Here is a 13,539-nt window from a genome sequence, read left to right as displayed (position 1 = left end):
GCGGGGTTCAGACGCTGCGGAGTAGGCGGCGTAGCCATTCGACGGCGGTATCGGGTGTGGCGGGGGTGATGTCGATGTGGCGGCTGGCGTGGACCAGGTAGCGGCCGTCGCCGGTGAGGTCGATCCAGGACAGCACACCTGTGGGCTTGGGGTCGCTGCCTGCCGCGACGAGGATCTGGCCGATGCCGCTGCGGGGGCGCTGGAGGAGTCGGCGGATGCGGGCGGCGTCGGATGGGCCTGCCACGGGTGCGGTTACCAGGTCGCGGCTGTCTTCTTCGACGCGAGTCGCCGGGGCTGTGATGCGGGGGATGAGGCCGGGGGGTTGGGCCGGGAGGCGGGAGAATACCTGGGCGGCAAGACGTTTCGTGCTGCCTACCTGGACGTGCACCGAGCCGCCGCGGTCGGGCGCGGTGCCGGGGTCCTGCACCGCCAGCACCGCGACATCCGCGGTGACCGCGCCGAGCATCCGCACCGGCGCGGGGGCGTGGCCGCAGACCTCGACGCGGATCTCCGGTTTCGCCAGCACGCACAGGGCGGCCGCGAGGTCGGCGTCGAGGGTGCGGGCGCACCAGGCCTCTAGCGCGGGTTGCTGGGCGGCGCGCTCGACGGTGTCGCGCGCCGACGCACGCACGGCTAGCGGATAGGGAATCCGGTCGCCGTCCGTGCGTGCCCAGGTCAGCGCGAACTGGTCCGGGGTGAAGTGCCAGTTCACTCCCGCTCGGTCCACTCGCCGAGCACGGCGGGACTGGTCGGGTCCAGCTTCCCGATCAGTGCGTTCACCTCGTCGGCGGGCTCGAGATAGGTCGGCTCCTCCTCGAGGAACCGCAGGAACTCGTCGTCCTCGTCCTCCGGCTCGTCCACCGGCTGGGCAGGCCGCGGCCCACCGGACGGCCGCGCCTGATCCGCGGCGGCGATCGCCCCACCCATCATGCCGCCGACGGCGCCCGCGCCCATGCCTGCCGCGGCCTCACCACCGGTCACCGTGGGTTCCTGGCGCCCATCGTTCCCGGCCGAGGCGTCGGCCACCTGACCGGTGGCCGAGGCGGTAGCGGTGTCCGCCGCGGGGCGGGGTCGGCCGCCTGCTGACACCTTGCCCGGGAAAGTCGACGACGTTGCCGGGGTGATCGATGCCGGGGCAGTGCTCGCTTTCTCAGCGGAATCGGTCACCGGCCGACCCGGACCGGCGACAGCGGCCGGCGTCGTGGCGGAGGTGGTTGCCGGTGTCGTCCCGGGTGTCGACCCTGCCGGTGCTGTGGCATTGCCGTTGGTTGACAGCACGCCGTTGCTCGTCGATGTCGTGCTCGCGCTGCTGACAACCGGCGAGGATCCGGCGGGCACCGTGGCGGCGATGGTTGCCGGGGCGGTCGTCGACGCGACGACACCGGGCATGGCAGCCTGCGGAATTCCAGCCGACGGCACGGCACCCGATGGCGCGACACCGGCAGCGGTAGTTCCTGTGTCCGTGGTGATTCCGGTGAAGGCGGGCACACCCGAGCCGGTCGGCAGGAACGCTCCGGCGTAGATCGTCTCCATCGCCTGCACCGCGTCGAGCCGGGCGTTCTCGGCCTCGCGGGTGAGCGTGGCGTTGGTGGCGGCCTGTTCGGAGTCGAGGAGCGCGGCAGCCGGATCGGGCTGCGCCCCGGCGGGTTCCGCGATGGCGGTGCGAATCGACTCGGCCGCGTCACCGGCCTGGCTGAGCCGGACACCGACCGCCGTCAGCACATCGGCGATGCGCCGACCCGTCTGCTCGAAGTCGCGCACGGCGTCCGAGGCCTGCTGGGCTGCGGCGCCGCGCCAGCCATCGGCGATGGCGGCCCGGATCTCACCGTGCGCGATCTCCACGCCGTCACCGAGGCCGGTGGCGGCGGTGAGAAAGGTCTCGGCTGCGCCCGCCAGCGCTGCCGGGTCGAGTTGTCTTACCGCACTGTGGATTTCGCCATGTGAAAGGTTGTCGAAGACTTCGACGACCGACACGTAGTCCACGTCGGTGCGGCCCGAGATGCTACGCATCGCCACCACCGGGAACCTCGATCGCGGTCACCGCGCCCGCCAGCGTCTGATCGGCCTCGTGGAAGCTCGCCCCGGCGGCGCGGAACACGCCGGCCAGCTCGCGTGCGGCGCTCGTGTAGGCGCGCAGTTCGTCGAGCGCCTCGGTCGTCTTGGTCTCGAAGCCCGTGCGCAAGGCGCCACCCGAGGCGAGTCCGCCGAAACCCGGAATGACCGCGGCCCGGCTGAGAACCAGTACCTGGGCTTCGACTTCTTCGGCCAGTCGTTCATAACGCAGAGCGCACCGTTCGGGCGCGCCGTCGGCGACGAGCACCCCGTCGATCCACAGCCCACCCTCGTCGACGGCTCGGCCGAGAGCCGCCGTATTCGGCAGCCCCGTTCGGTTCGGTTGCACCGGTTCCCCCTTCGTCGTTCATCGCACCGCGGTGAGTACCCACTCCGCGATATCGGCCGCCACGCGGTGCTGCACCGGTTCGTGCAACAGGTCATGTCCGGCGTCGGCGTACTCGCGCAAATCTACCGATCGGTGCCGTGCTGTCCATAGCCGGATTACATCGATGGGCGCGCGCCGATCGTCCACCCCGTGTACCGCCAGAATCGCGAGGCCGGGATCCGGGGCTATGTCGGCGACCCGGCGCGGGGTGCCGCACAGGATGAGTCCGGCCAGCTCAGAGGGGCTTTCGTCCGCGAGGCTCAGCGCGGTCATCGCGCCGAGGGAGTGGCCCATCAACATCGGTGCGTCCAGATGATCGGCGCGAACGAGCGCGAGAAACTCCCGCGCGTCGGCGGTCAGCTCGTCGATGGTGCCCGGCGCGTCGGGATCGCCTTCGCTCAGTCCCTGCCCCGAGGTGTCCAGTGTCCACAGCTCGATCCCGGCGGGACGCAAGGCCGCGGCGAAGCGGTGGTAGTGCCCGCTGTGCTGACCGGTGCCCGGCAACAGCGCCAGCCTCGCCGCGGGGTGGTCGATGGACCAGCACCGGCAGTGAAGCCGTCCACGCTCGCTGTCGAAATAGGGCACCCGTCGATTATCGCCGCTGCGCCCACTCAATTGTTCTGGGGGACAGGACCAGAGGCGATACTCGGTGATCGGAACGGCCTGTGACGGGGGCTGCCCAAGGTGGGCCCGCAGCCGTTAGACTTCGCGCGTCGAACTGGGTCAACAGAGTCGAGGGTTGCAGATGTTGTCGTTCCGCCGTTGCGTCGTCCGTGTGGTGGTCGGCGCGGCTGTCGTGACCAGCGCCTCTCTCGGTACCGGCGCCGTCGCGGGCGCCGCGCCGCAGTCGTCGTGCGGACAGGCTCGCCAGGACGTCGCGATCAGGTCCAGTGTGCCGCTGCTCGACTGGTCGGAGAACTTCGGCATCGACGCCCAGGGTGACCTGTGGGTTTCGCGGGTCATGCGCGGCGAGGTGCAGCGCTACGACCGCGACGGGCGACTGACCGCCACCGTCGCCGTGCCGTCGCCCGGCGCGGTCCGGCTCGGTCCCGACGGCCTGCTGTACGTGGTCACCGGCAATTCGCCGCTGGCCGGTTCGGGCGGCATCGTCCGCTTCGACCCGGCGGCCGCGCGTCCGAACCCCGTCGCGTTCGCGATCGGGTTCCCCCAGCCGAACGGCGCCGCGTTCGACGCCGACGGCAACCTCTACGTGACAACCGGCAACGGCTTGCACCGCCTGCGCCCTGACGGCAGCGAGGACATGGACTGGTGGTCGGCGGTGAGCATCGATGGTCCCAATGGTGTTGCGGTGTCGGGTGACTCGGTCTATGTCACCGCGAACTTCGTCGGTAGCGCGGGCCCGGTCGGTCGGGTACTACGACTCTCACGGAGCAACCCGGGCGAGCCGAGCACCGTCGCCGATCTGACCTCGTTCGGCACCCTGCCCGATTTCGTCGACGACCTGGTCGTGCGCGACGGCGTCCTCTATGTCACGACGCTGGCCGGTCATCTCGTCCGGGTGAACCCGAGCACGGGCGCCGCCTGCACTGTTGTCTCCACCCAACCGCTCACCGCGGTCGTCGCCGACCCCGCTGACCCGTCCGCGCTGCTCGCCGGTTCCGAAGAAGGCACCGTCTTGCGGATCCGTCCGATCGGCTGATTCGACCGGGTCGGCTCAGCCGCCGACGTTGGTCGCCGCCGGCGGGGCCGGGGGAGCGGGCGCCGGGGCAGGCTGGGGCGTTTCGGCCGGGGCCGGAGCCGGAGCGGGTGTCTGGGCGGCAGGGGCCTTCGATGTCGGGGTGCCCGAGGAGGATTCGCCCGAGCCAGGGCTGACGGCCTGGGGTTCGGGAGCGGGAGCCGCCGCGGGGGCCTCGGGGACCGCTACCGGCAGATCGGGCACGACGAAGGTTCCGACGGTCGGGGTCATCACGCAGCGAGCGCCCGCGTAGTCGATGGTTCCCCACATGGAGGCCACCACCGTGCCCGCGCCGCTGTGCACCGTCTTCGACAGCGACGGCAGCTTGAACTCGGTCTGGTCGTCGAGGCCGACGATGCCGCTCTGACCGGTGTTGACATTGACCCAGGCGACGCTCAGGCCCGATGCCAGCGGAACACCGGAGTGGCGCGGGCTCGCGCTGAAGCGGATATCGCCCGGTGCCAGGCTCGTCTCGGTGCGCGGACCGGGTCCTTCGAACGACGCCGCGGCGATGATCGTGGTGATCGGACCGTTGCTGCCGCAGCCGAAGGTGGGGGCCGCGTAGGTGAAGGGGGTGAACTGCGTCGAGATCTCCCGCAGGGCGTCCTCGCCGACGATGCCGGTGAAGCTGGCGATGGCGCCGACACCGGCCTTCGTCGTGGCGTCCTCGCCCGCGAGGTGAGTGAGGTGGCTGATCGCGTCCTCGGTGGGCGTCGCAACCGCGCTCGGGGCCAGCAGTGCCAGTGCGCCGATGCTCGCCGCGGTGACCGCCGCTGCTCTCCCTGCGATGGATCTGCCGTTCACCCGTGACTCCTCGGTGGATGCTCGTCGCCGGATAGTCCGGTTCGTCTGGCAACGTACCAGGTCGTCACCGGGGTCGCCGAGCCGCCGAGGAGTCCGGTGAGCGCCGCTGGGACCGTCATCGCGTGTGATGTAGTCGACACCGAGGATTACCGAAGGGTAGGTTTCTCTTCGACGGCTACGAGTGACTGGGAGACCCGTATGAAGTTAGCCCTGTCCCCTGAAGAGGTCGCCTTCCGCGACGAGCTCCGGCGTTTCTACACGACCGAGATCCCGGCCGACATCCGTGACCGGGTGAAACACGGCGAGGATCTGTCCCGCGAAGACATCGTCACCGCGAACAAGATCCTCAACGACAACGGGTTGTGCGTGCCGAACTGGCCGGTGGCCTGGGGCGGCAAGGACTGGACGCCGATGCAGCGCCACATCTGGCTCGACGAGATGCAGCTGGCCTCGGTGCCGGAACCGCTCACGTTCAACGCCTCGATGGTCGGCCCGGTGATCGCGCAGTTCGGTTCCGAGGAACTCAAACAGCGCTTCCTGCCGCCCACCTCCGCGCTCGACATCTGGTGGTGCCAGGGCTTTTCCGAGCCCGACGCGGGCTCGGACCTCGCCTCGCTGCGCACCACCGCGGTGCGCGACGGCGACTCCTACATCGTGAACGGCCAGAAGATCTGGACCACGCTCGGCCAGTTCGCCGACTGGATCTTCTGTCTCGTGCGCACCGACCCGAACGCGCCGAAGAAGCAGGCGGGAATCTCCTTCCTGCTCTTCGATGTGAAGTCGCCCGGTGTCACCATGCGCCCGATCAAGCTGATCGACGGTAGCTACGAGGTCAACGAGGTGTTCTTCGAGAACGTCCGGGTGCCCGCCGATCAGCTCGTCGGCGAGGAGAACCAGGGCTGGACCTACGCCAAGTACCTGCTCGGCAACGAACGCACCTCCATCACCGGCGTCGGCAAGACCAAGGTCAAGCTCGGCCTCGCGAAGGACTATGCCCGTGCGACCAGGACCGGGCGCGGCACGCTGCTCGACGACCCGGTGTTCGCGGCGCGCGTGGCCGAGCTGGAGAACGAACTGCTCGCCCTGGAACTGACCCAGCTGCGGGTGGTCTCCAACTCGGTCGAGGGCAAGCCGAATCCGGCGTCCTCGGTGCTGAAGCTCAAGGGCACGGAGTTGCAGCAGGCCGCCACCGAACTGCTCCTCGACATTGCCGGCGCCGACGCGCTGGCGGTCGACGCCGACAACATCGCCTCGCCCGCGTGGGCCCAGCACACCGGCCCCGGCTACCTGAACTACCGCAAGGTGACCATCTACGGAGGCTCGAGCGAGGTCCAGCGCTCGATCATTTCCTCCACGATCCTCGGATTGTGAGGCACTGACATGGAACTCGCACTGACCGACGAACAGACGATGCTGCGCGACACCGTGCGCGAGCTGCTGCACCGGTTCTACGACGGCGAGGCGCTGGCCAAGGCCGGCGACACCGACCCCGGCTGGAACCGCACGGTCTGGAAGCAGCTCGCCGACCTCGGCGTGCTCGGACTGACCATTCCCGAGGAAGACGGCGGCGTCGGCGCCGGCCCGGTCGAGGCGATGCTGGTGCAGGAGGAACTCGGTCGCGCGCTGGCTCCGGAGCCGGTGCTCGACGCGGTGGTGATCCCGGCCGAACTGCTGCGGCTGGCAGGCAGCGCCGAGCAGCGTCAACGCCTGTTGCCCGCGCTGGCCGAGGGAACCACCCTGCTCGCCTTCGCCCACACCGAGCCCGGCATCCGGTGGCCGTCGACCGAACTCACCACCGCCGCGGTGGCCGTGGGCGAGGGGTACGCGCTGACCGGGGTGAAGAACCCGGTGCTGCGCGGTGACGTCGCCGACGAGTTGATCGTCAGCGCGGTCCTGCCGGACGGCGGGACCGGACTGTTCCTGGTCGACCCGAACCAGGATGGCGTGCAACGACGCTCGTACCGCACCTTCGACGGCCGCCGCGCCGCGCAGTTCGACCTCGCCGACGCGAAGGGCGAGCTGCTCGGCGGCAATGTCGACGCGGCCGAACAGATCGCGCTGACCGAGGGTTACGCGCAGGCGGCGCTGTGCGCGGAGTCGGTCGGGGCGATGGAGGTCGCGCTCACGCTGACCACGGAATACCTCAAGACCCGCAAGCAGTTCGGGGTCACGCTCTCGAAGTTCCAGGTGCTCACCCAGCGGGCGGCGGACTGCTACGTCTCGCTGGAACTGGCTCGCAGCATGAGCTTGTACGCGACGGCCGCGCTGGCCGACGGCGGCAACGATCCGGCGGTCGCGTCACGGGCGCGGCTGCAGGTGGGCAAGTCGGCCGAGCACATCGGCCAGGAGGCGATCCAGATGCACGGCGGCATCGGCGTCACCGCCGAGTATCCGGTGAGCCACTACGTCGCCCGGTTGACCGCGATCGGGCAGACGCTCGGTGGGGCACTGGAACATCGGCGGGAGCTGGCCGATCGGATCGGCGACTACGACCTGGTCGAGCTGTAGTTCTTTCGACGATGGTGCGTACCCGAATCGGGTGCGCACCATCGTCATGTCAGCTCTCGGCGGTGGTGGGGGCCGGGGTCTCGGTGGTCGTCGACGCCTCGGTGGTGGTTGCCGGGGTCGGCGTGGCGCCGGTGTCGGCCGGGACGACCGGGGTCGGAGTCGCGTGGTCGAAGGCGTGGGTCGGCGGATAGTCCTCGGCCGCTTCGTCATCGCCGAGGCGGGGCGGGGTGACGGTGCGGGTGGGGTTCGGCCGGGTGGGGATCTGCGGCCGGGTCGTCGTCGGCTCGTCCTCGGTGGTCTCCGGCGGGCGGGTCGAGGCCTCGGCCGGTCGGGATTCGGTAGTCGCCTCGCCCGGGCGGGGCTCGGGAGCGGGTCCGCCCTCGGTCGGAGTCTCCGACGGTGAGGTCTCGGTGGAGCTGAGGCTGAACGGTTTACGCGGCGACATGTACGGCGCGATCCGCCAGCTGGGCGAGGGTGGGATCGAGATGTGCACCGTCGTCGAGGTCGGCTCTTCGGCCACCCGTGCGGGAGCGGCGGCCAGATCCGCGCTCAACGGCGGCGCGGGCACGTAGACATCCTGTTGTCCGACACCGCACGCACCGATGATGATCAGTCCGAGCGACACCGCGCCAACAGCGACTGCCGGACCTACCAACTTGGCCCTGCTGTTATCCATCGCCTGTTACTCCTCGTCGGCTTCGAGATCGCCTCACAGTAGTGCAGGTCGGGCCGAAGAGCGCATTTTAAACGCTAGTGGTCCAGATATCGGATTGATGAATTCGGCGTGTCGCGGGGACGTGTCGCGCACATTCGACGTCGCCGGGTCGTAGCGTGTGTGAGCAAAGTTACGCATGAGACGCCCGGACCGAAACCCCTGACGCGCGAAGTTTGCGCGACGCAAGTATCTGATCGGCGTCATCGAGGAGAATCTCATGGGAGCACTCTCGACACCCCGGCTGGAAACCGCGGCGGCGAACACTGATTCGGCCACCGTCGGACCTCTGTCGGCGACACCGCCCGGCAACCGCACCTTGGCGGTTGGCGCGCGGATCATGGGCTGGTTGTTCTTCATCGGCGGTCTCGTCGGTGCCGGCCTCGGTATCGCGGGCCTGCAGGTGGAGATCACCGTCGCCGGGCTGATCCTGGCCTGCACGGCTGGACTCATCCTATTGAAGCTGCGCACCGATCGGGACGCGCGCGAAACAACCTGAGACACCTCATAATTCGAATGCGTTCTCGTGTGTGACGCCTTACCGTCGGTAGGGTGAGCATCGACATCACCGCTGACGCTGCCCGGTTCATGGCCGAGGTGGAGCCGTTCCTGCGGTGTGACCCGCTGCGGCACACGGTGATCGCGAGTACCCTCGCCAACCTGATCTCGGGCAGATCAGGTTCGATGGTGACTCAATTTCTGAGTGTCCGCGACCACGCGGGTGCGGTCGTCGGTCTCGCGCAGAGCACGAACGGCGCCGTCTACCTCGGCGAGGTGCCCCCGCACAGCATGTCGGCCGTCGTCGATACGTTCGCGGGGCGCGACATCGCGGTGCGCAGCGTCGAGGGCGAGCGGGTCGGCGCCGCTGCCTTCGCGGAGCACTGGTCGACGACCACCAGCGGTACCTACCGCGAGACGTACACGACCCGCCTGTTCCGCCTGGGTTCCCCGTACGTGCCAGAGGCTCCCGGCGCACCTCGCCTGGCCACTGTCGACGATCTGGCCGTGTGCCTCGCGTTGATCGAGGGTTTCCGGGTGGAAGCCGATGCGCCACACCGACTCGACGAGACGGCGGTGCGCAGGCGCATCGAGGCCGGAACAACGTGGTTGTGGGCGCACGACGGCACACCGGTCACGCTGGTCGCCCGGCAGGCGGCGGTCCTCGGCTGGGCCAGGATCGGCCCGGTCTACACGCCACCTCGATACCGGGGCAACGGGTTCGCGAGCGCGCTGACCGCCACCGTCGCGAGCCGGATTCGCGCGGAGGGCGCCGACGCGTGCCTGTTCACCGATCTGGCCAACCCCACCTCGAACAAGATCTACCAGCGCATCGGCTTCGAGCCGGTGCGCGACTTCGTGCACTACGCGTTGACCGACTAGACCAGCGGCGCGGCGTGCCACCACTGGAGCACCTGCGCCTCGTCGGCGATGAAGCCGCGGCTGTACATGAGCATGTTGTCGCGGCCGGAGTCGCCGTCGAAGCGGGTGACCATGCGCGGTGATTTCGGCTGGCTGTCGTTCAGCACGAAGTTCGTATAGGTGTGGCCGGTGTGCGTCGTGGGGCGCGCGTCGTTGGCGGGCAGGCCCGCGATCGCTTGCGCGGCCTCGGCCGCGGAAGGGTAGAGGAAGAATTCGTAGATGGCCTTGTTGCCGCCGCCGAAGCAATGCCACATGACCGACCAGTCGCCCATATCCGCGTCGTCGGCATCGCGGCCGGCCGTCGCACGGTCGTAGGCGAAGCAGCCCGCGTTGCCCAGGCCCGAACCGGCATGGACGAGGTTGCTCGCCGAGGTGGAGGGCAGCATGCGGGGGAACTCGTCGCTGAGCTTCGCCGCGTTGGCGCCGATGACCCGGCGGTCGCTGGTCGGCGGTGGAGTCGAGGTCAGGCGCTGGGGTGCGGACGTGGTCGCGTCCGCGGAAGACGGTGCGACCGCGGAGGTTTCGAGACCGGGAGGGCCTGACGCGGCGGCGTCGCCGTCATCGCCCAATGTCTTCATGAGGATCCAGCCGAGGAAGACGATGCCGGCGATGATCGCCAGCCAGCCGATCGGCGAGCCCTCCCAGCGTGACTTCCGCTTCTTGCCGAGGTAGTCCTCGGCGACAGATGAGCGACCGCTCGTCTGCCTGGAACTCCCGGCGTCGCGGGGACGCTGAGCGAGGGCATTCGACGCGCCCGCAGGGTACGGAGACGACCCGCCGGGCCACGAGGGGGGCTGTGCGGGCGACGGCTGGCCCGTGCTCGGGGCGGAGTTCGCTCCCCACTGTGGGTAACCCGCGGGACGGCCGCTCGTGACCCACGGCTGATCGGGGCCGGTTGTGCTCGGCCACGACGCCTGTCCACCAGGCGAATTCGGGTCGCTGTGCCCGGCGATCGGGTAACCGGCGCCCGGGGTGAAGGGCGAGTTCGGCGGATAAGTCCTCGTCGCGGGTGAGCCGTGAACCTGCTGCGGGGCAGCGTGACCGGCCAACGCCCGCTGTGCGGCAGCGGCGAATTCGGCGCAGGTGGCGAAGCGTTCTTCGGGGCGCTTGGCCATGCCCCGGGCGATGACCGCGTCCAGCGCGGGGGTGATGCCCGACCGGAGGGCGCTCGCGCGGGGCGGGGGTTGCTGGAGATGGCCCTGGATCACCGCGACGGGATTGGTGGCATCGAAGGGGGTGGTTCCGGTGAGGAGCCGGAAGAGCGTGCAGGCCAGGGAGTACTGGTCGGCGCGGCCGTCGAGGGTGATGCCGGAGAGTTGTTCGGGGGAGGCGAAAGCCAGTGTGGCCGTGAAGGTGCCGGTTTGGGTGAGCTTGGCGGCGCTGTCGTCGTGCAGGCGGGCGATGCCGAAATCGGTGAGGTAGACGCGTTCGGTGCTGTCGACCGGTTCGATCAGGATGTTGGCGGGTTTCACATCGCGGTGCAGCACACCTCGGCTGTGCGCGAAGTCCAGTGCCGCCGCGGTTTCGGCGACGATTCGGACCGCACGGGCCGGGTCGACGGGCGAGGGCAGCGACGACGCGTCGGAACCGTCGATGTAGCGCATCGAGATCCACAGCTGGTCGTTCTCGACGCCACGGTCGTACACGGTGACGATATTCGGGTGCTCGAGCTGCGCCACGAGATCGGCCTCGCGTTCGAACCTGGCCCTGATCTCGTTGTCGAAGAACAGCTCCCGGTTGAGCAGCTTCATCGCGGTGCGCCGTGGCAGCCGCGGGTGGCGCGCCAGATACACCGAGCCCATCCCGCCGCGGCCCAGCAGTCGTTCGATCGTATAACCGGCGAAAACGCCGCCCTCGTCGTGCGTCGACATCAGTTCAGCGGGGCCGAACGCCACCAACGCAGCACCTCGTCGGCCGTGCCGTAGCCGTCGGTGTACATCAGGAACTGGGCGCGGCCGGGCTCGCCGGTGAACTGCGTGATGATCTTGTTCCCGTTGTCGGTGTACTTGTAGTTTGCGTACTGCTTGCCGCCGTTGCTGTCGGTGGACTTGGTGTTGGCCGGCAGACCGTCGAGCACCGACTTGACGTCGGCGGCCGAGTCGAACGCGTAGATCCGGTAGAACGGGTCGTCGCTGTCGCCGCCGCCGAAGCAACTCCACAGATGGACCCAGGCGCCGAAATCGGGTTCGCCTTCCGCGGGTGAGGGCGGATTGCTGTTGTCGGTCTCCCAGCAGGTGGCGCCGTTGTAGCCGGTGGAATCGTCGACCGTGGCGGGCACGATCCGGCCGAATTCGGCGCTGATGGCCTCGGCGCTCGGAGTGATGTGGTTGGCCGCCGATGTCGTCGTCGTGCGGTCGCTGCCCGCGTCGTCGCCGCTGGCCGCGATGCCGATGCCGATCAGCAGCACGATCACCAGGATCACCGCGACGATGATGCCGATGATCAGCCCGGTGTTCGACTTCTGCGGCGGTCGTGAGCCCTGCGGGTACCGGGTGAAATTACTGGCCTGCGGCCGCGGCGCGGACTGGTACTGCGGGCGCGATTGCTGGCTGTAGGGATTCTGCGGAGCACCGGTCGGCGACTGGTTCATCGGCCGCTGGGTGCCCATCGGAGCGCCGGTCATCGGGCCTTGGGCGGTGCCCATCTGTCCGCCGGTCATGGGGCCTTGGGCCGTGCCGATCTGTCCGCCGGTCATGGGGCCTTGGGCGGTGCCCATTTGCCCGCCGGTCATCGGACCCTGTGTGGCAACGGGATACGGCAGACCGGTCTGGGGAATCGCGCCCCCGGTCGTGGGTCGCCCGGTGATCGGGTGTGCCCCACCGGTACCCGGACGTCCACCGACGATCGGAATCGCGGGCGCGCTCGGACTGTTCAGCGCCTCGATCGCGGCCTCGGCGAAGTCCGAACAGGAGTCGAACCGGTCGTCGGGCCGCTTGGCCATCGCCTTGGCGAGCACGCCGTCCAGGGCATAGGAGAGCCCGGGCCGCACATTGCTCAGCGTCGGCGGCGGTTGCTGGAGGTGACCCTGGATCACCGCGGCCGGGTTGGTCGCCGCGAACGGCCCCGAACCGGTGAACAGCCAGAACAGCGCGCAGGCAAGGGAATACTGGTCGGAGCGGTGATCGAGCGCGGCGCCGGTGAGCTGCTCGGGCGAGGCGTAGGCGAGCGTCGCGGTGAAGGTGCCCGTCTGGGTGAGATTGCCGGTGTCGTCGCGCAATCGGGCGATGCCGAAGTCGGTGAGGTAGACCCGTTCGCCACGGCCCGCGCCCGAGCGGGCGAGCAGGATGTTGGCCGGTTTCACGTCGCGGTGCAGCACGCCCATGCCGTGCGCGTAGTCCAGCGCGTCGGCGGTTTCCTTCACGATCTGTAGCGCGCGGGCGGGCGGCAGCGTCTGCGGATCCACCGAGGCCGCGTCGACGCCGTCGATGAACTGCATGGAGATCCACAGCTGTTCGTCGTCGTGCCCGCGGTCGTAGACGGTGACGATGTTCGGATGATCGAGGCGCGACACGAGATCGGCTTCCCGCTCGAATCGCGCCCGCACCTCGGCGTCGAAGAACATCTCGCGGTTGAGCAGCTTCAGCGCCGTCATCCGTGGCAGGCGAGGGTGCTTGGCTAGGTAGACCGAACCCATGCCACCACGACCGAGCTGCCGTTCGATGACGTAGCCGGCGAAAATATCTCCGTTGGCCAGCATGTCTGCTCCACTTCCCGCCGCGCGCCGGGACCCACCAGCGCACGCGCGTACAGCATAAAAGCCGCGGCCGGGGTTGCCCGCCACGGGAAAATCAACGAAACCTTATCAGTCGGCGAGGGCGCCGAAGGCCGCCACGATCACGGCGGACGCCGCTGCTGAGGTGGCACGATATAGCCGGGATGGTTACGGCCACCAGGGAAGTCGATGGTGCCGGGGCGCGCGGTTCCGCGTCGGGGCGGCAGCGCCGAGCCGCCCGTGGACGG

13 protein-coding genes are annotated in these 13,539 nt (G+C 69.3%); 5 read left to right on the top strand and 8 right to left on the bottom strand.

Annotated elements, in window-relative coordinates:
• Nucleotides 1–7 precede the first annotated feature (7 nt).
• Genes NS1_RS34305 through NS1_RS34290 form a run of 4 tightly spaced genes read right to left on the bottom strand, consistent with a single transcriptional unit; the run spans nt 8 to nt 3,025 of the window.
• The gene (locus tag NS1_RS34305) at nt 8–712 is read right to left on the bottom strand and encodes an ESX secretion-associated protein EspG (protein ID WP_062991292.1); all 705 of its coding nucleotides are present in this window, start codon (nt 710–712) and stop codon (nt 8–10) included.
• Nucleotides 709–2,010, bottom strand: coding sequence for a WXG100 family type VII secretion target (locus tag NS1_RS34300; protein ID WP_157125549.1), 1,302 nt, complete (start codon nt 2,008–2,010; stop codon nt 709–711). Before NS1_RS34300 ends, NS1_RS34305 begins: the two co-directional genes overlap by 4 nt.
• Nucleotides 2,003–2,401, bottom strand: a complete 399-nt coding sequence (locus NS1_RS34295; RefSeq protein WP_255284803.1) for a hypothetical protein — start codon at nt 2,399–2,401, stop codon at nt 2,003–2,005. Before NS1_RS34295 ends, NS1_RS34300 begins: the two co-directional genes overlap by 8 nt.
• A gap of 18 nt (nt 2,402–2,419) precedes the next feature.
• Nucleotides 2,420–3,025: an alpha/beta hydrolase gene (locus tag NS1_RS34290; protein ID WP_062991288.1), complete on the bottom strand. Its 606-nt coding sequence runs from the start codon at nt 3,023–3,025 to the stop codon at nt 2,420–2,422.
• A 160-nt stretch (nt 3,026–3,185) separates the two neighbouring features.
• Here NS1_RS34290 and NS1_RS34285 point away from each other — a divergent pair, with 160 nt between their 5' ends.
• Entirely contained in the window at nt 3,186–4,100 is a 915-nt protein-coding gene (locus NS1_RS34285; RefSeq protein ID WP_062991286.1) for an SMP-30/gluconolactonase/LRE family protein, read from the top strand.
• 15 nt (nt 4,101–4,115) lie between these two features.
• Here NS1_RS34285 and NS1_RS34280 read toward each other — a convergent pair whose 3' ends face one another.
• Nucleotides 4,116–4,940, bottom strand: coding sequence for a hypothetical protein (locus NS1_RS34280; protein WP_062991284.1), 825 nt, complete (start codon nt 4,938–4,940; stop codon nt 4,116–4,118).
• A gap of 198 nt (nt 4,941–5,138) precedes the next feature.
• On the opposite strand from NS1_RS34280, the gene NS1_RS34275 reads away from it, so the two are divergent.
• Together NS1_RS34275 and NS1_RS34270 are read left to right on the top strand one after the other, a co-directional pair.
• Entirely contained in the window at nt 5,139–6,311 is a 1,173-nt protein-coding gene (locus tag NS1_RS34275) for an acyl-CoA dehydrogenase family protein (RefSeq protein ID WP_062991282.1), read from the top strand.
• Nucleotides 6,312–6,320: 9 nt separating this feature from the next.
• Nucleotides 6,321–7,448 carry an acyl-CoA dehydrogenase family protein gene (locus NS1_RS34270; protein ID WP_062991280.1) on the top strand — a complete coding sequence of 376 codons (1,128 nt, stop codon included), beginning with the start codon at nt 6,321–6,323 and terminating at the stop codon, nt 7,446–7,448.
• Between the two features lie 49 nt (nt 7,449–7,497).
• On the opposite strand, the gene NS1_RS34265 is transcribed toward NS1_RS34270, so the two are convergent.
• Nucleotides 7,498–8,124, bottom strand: a complete 627-nt coding sequence (locus NS1_RS34265; protein WP_062991278.1) for a hypothetical protein — start codon at nt 8,122–8,124, stop codon at nt 7,498–7,500.
• Between the two features lie 256 nt (nt 8,125–8,380).
• Between NS1_RS34265 and NS1_RS34260 the strand changes: the two genes are divergently transcribed.
• Entirely contained in the window at nt 8,381–8,659 is a 279-nt protein-coding gene (locus NS1_RS34260) for a hypothetical protein (protein ID WP_084504731.1), read from the top strand.
• A 53-nt stretch (nt 8,660–8,712) separates the two neighbouring features.
• A complete protein-coding gene (locus NS1_RS34255) occupies nt 8,713–9,540 on the top strand; it encodes a GNAT family N-acetyltransferase (RefSeq protein ID WP_062991276.1) in 828 nt (275 codons plus the stop codon).
• On the opposite strand, the gene NS1_RS34250 is transcribed toward NS1_RS34255, so the two are convergent.
• Nucleotides 9,537–11,474, bottom strand: a complete 1,938-nt coding sequence (locus NS1_RS34250) for a protein kinase domain-containing protein (RefSeq protein ID WP_062991274.1) — start codon at nt 11,472–11,474, stop codon at nt 9,537–9,539. The two genes, NS1_RS34255 and NS1_RS34250, sit on opposite strands and share 4 nt — an antisense overlap.
• Entirely contained in the window at nt 11,450–13,276 is a 1,827-nt protein-coding gene (locus tag NS1_RS34245) for a serine/threonine-protein kinase (protein WP_062991272.1), read from the bottom strand. The genes NS1_RS34250 and NS1_RS34245 overlap by 25 nt, the downstream gene beginning before the upstream one ends.
• Between the last annotated feature and the right edge of the window lie 263 nt (nt 13,277–13,539).

The organism is Nocardia salmonicida NBRC 13393 (assembly GCF_001613085.1).
GTDB lineage: Bacteria > Actinomycetota > Actinomycetes > Mycobacteriales > Mycobacteriaceae > Nocardia > Nocardia salmonicida.
This window is presented reverse-complemented; position numbering and strand designations above follow the sequence as displayed.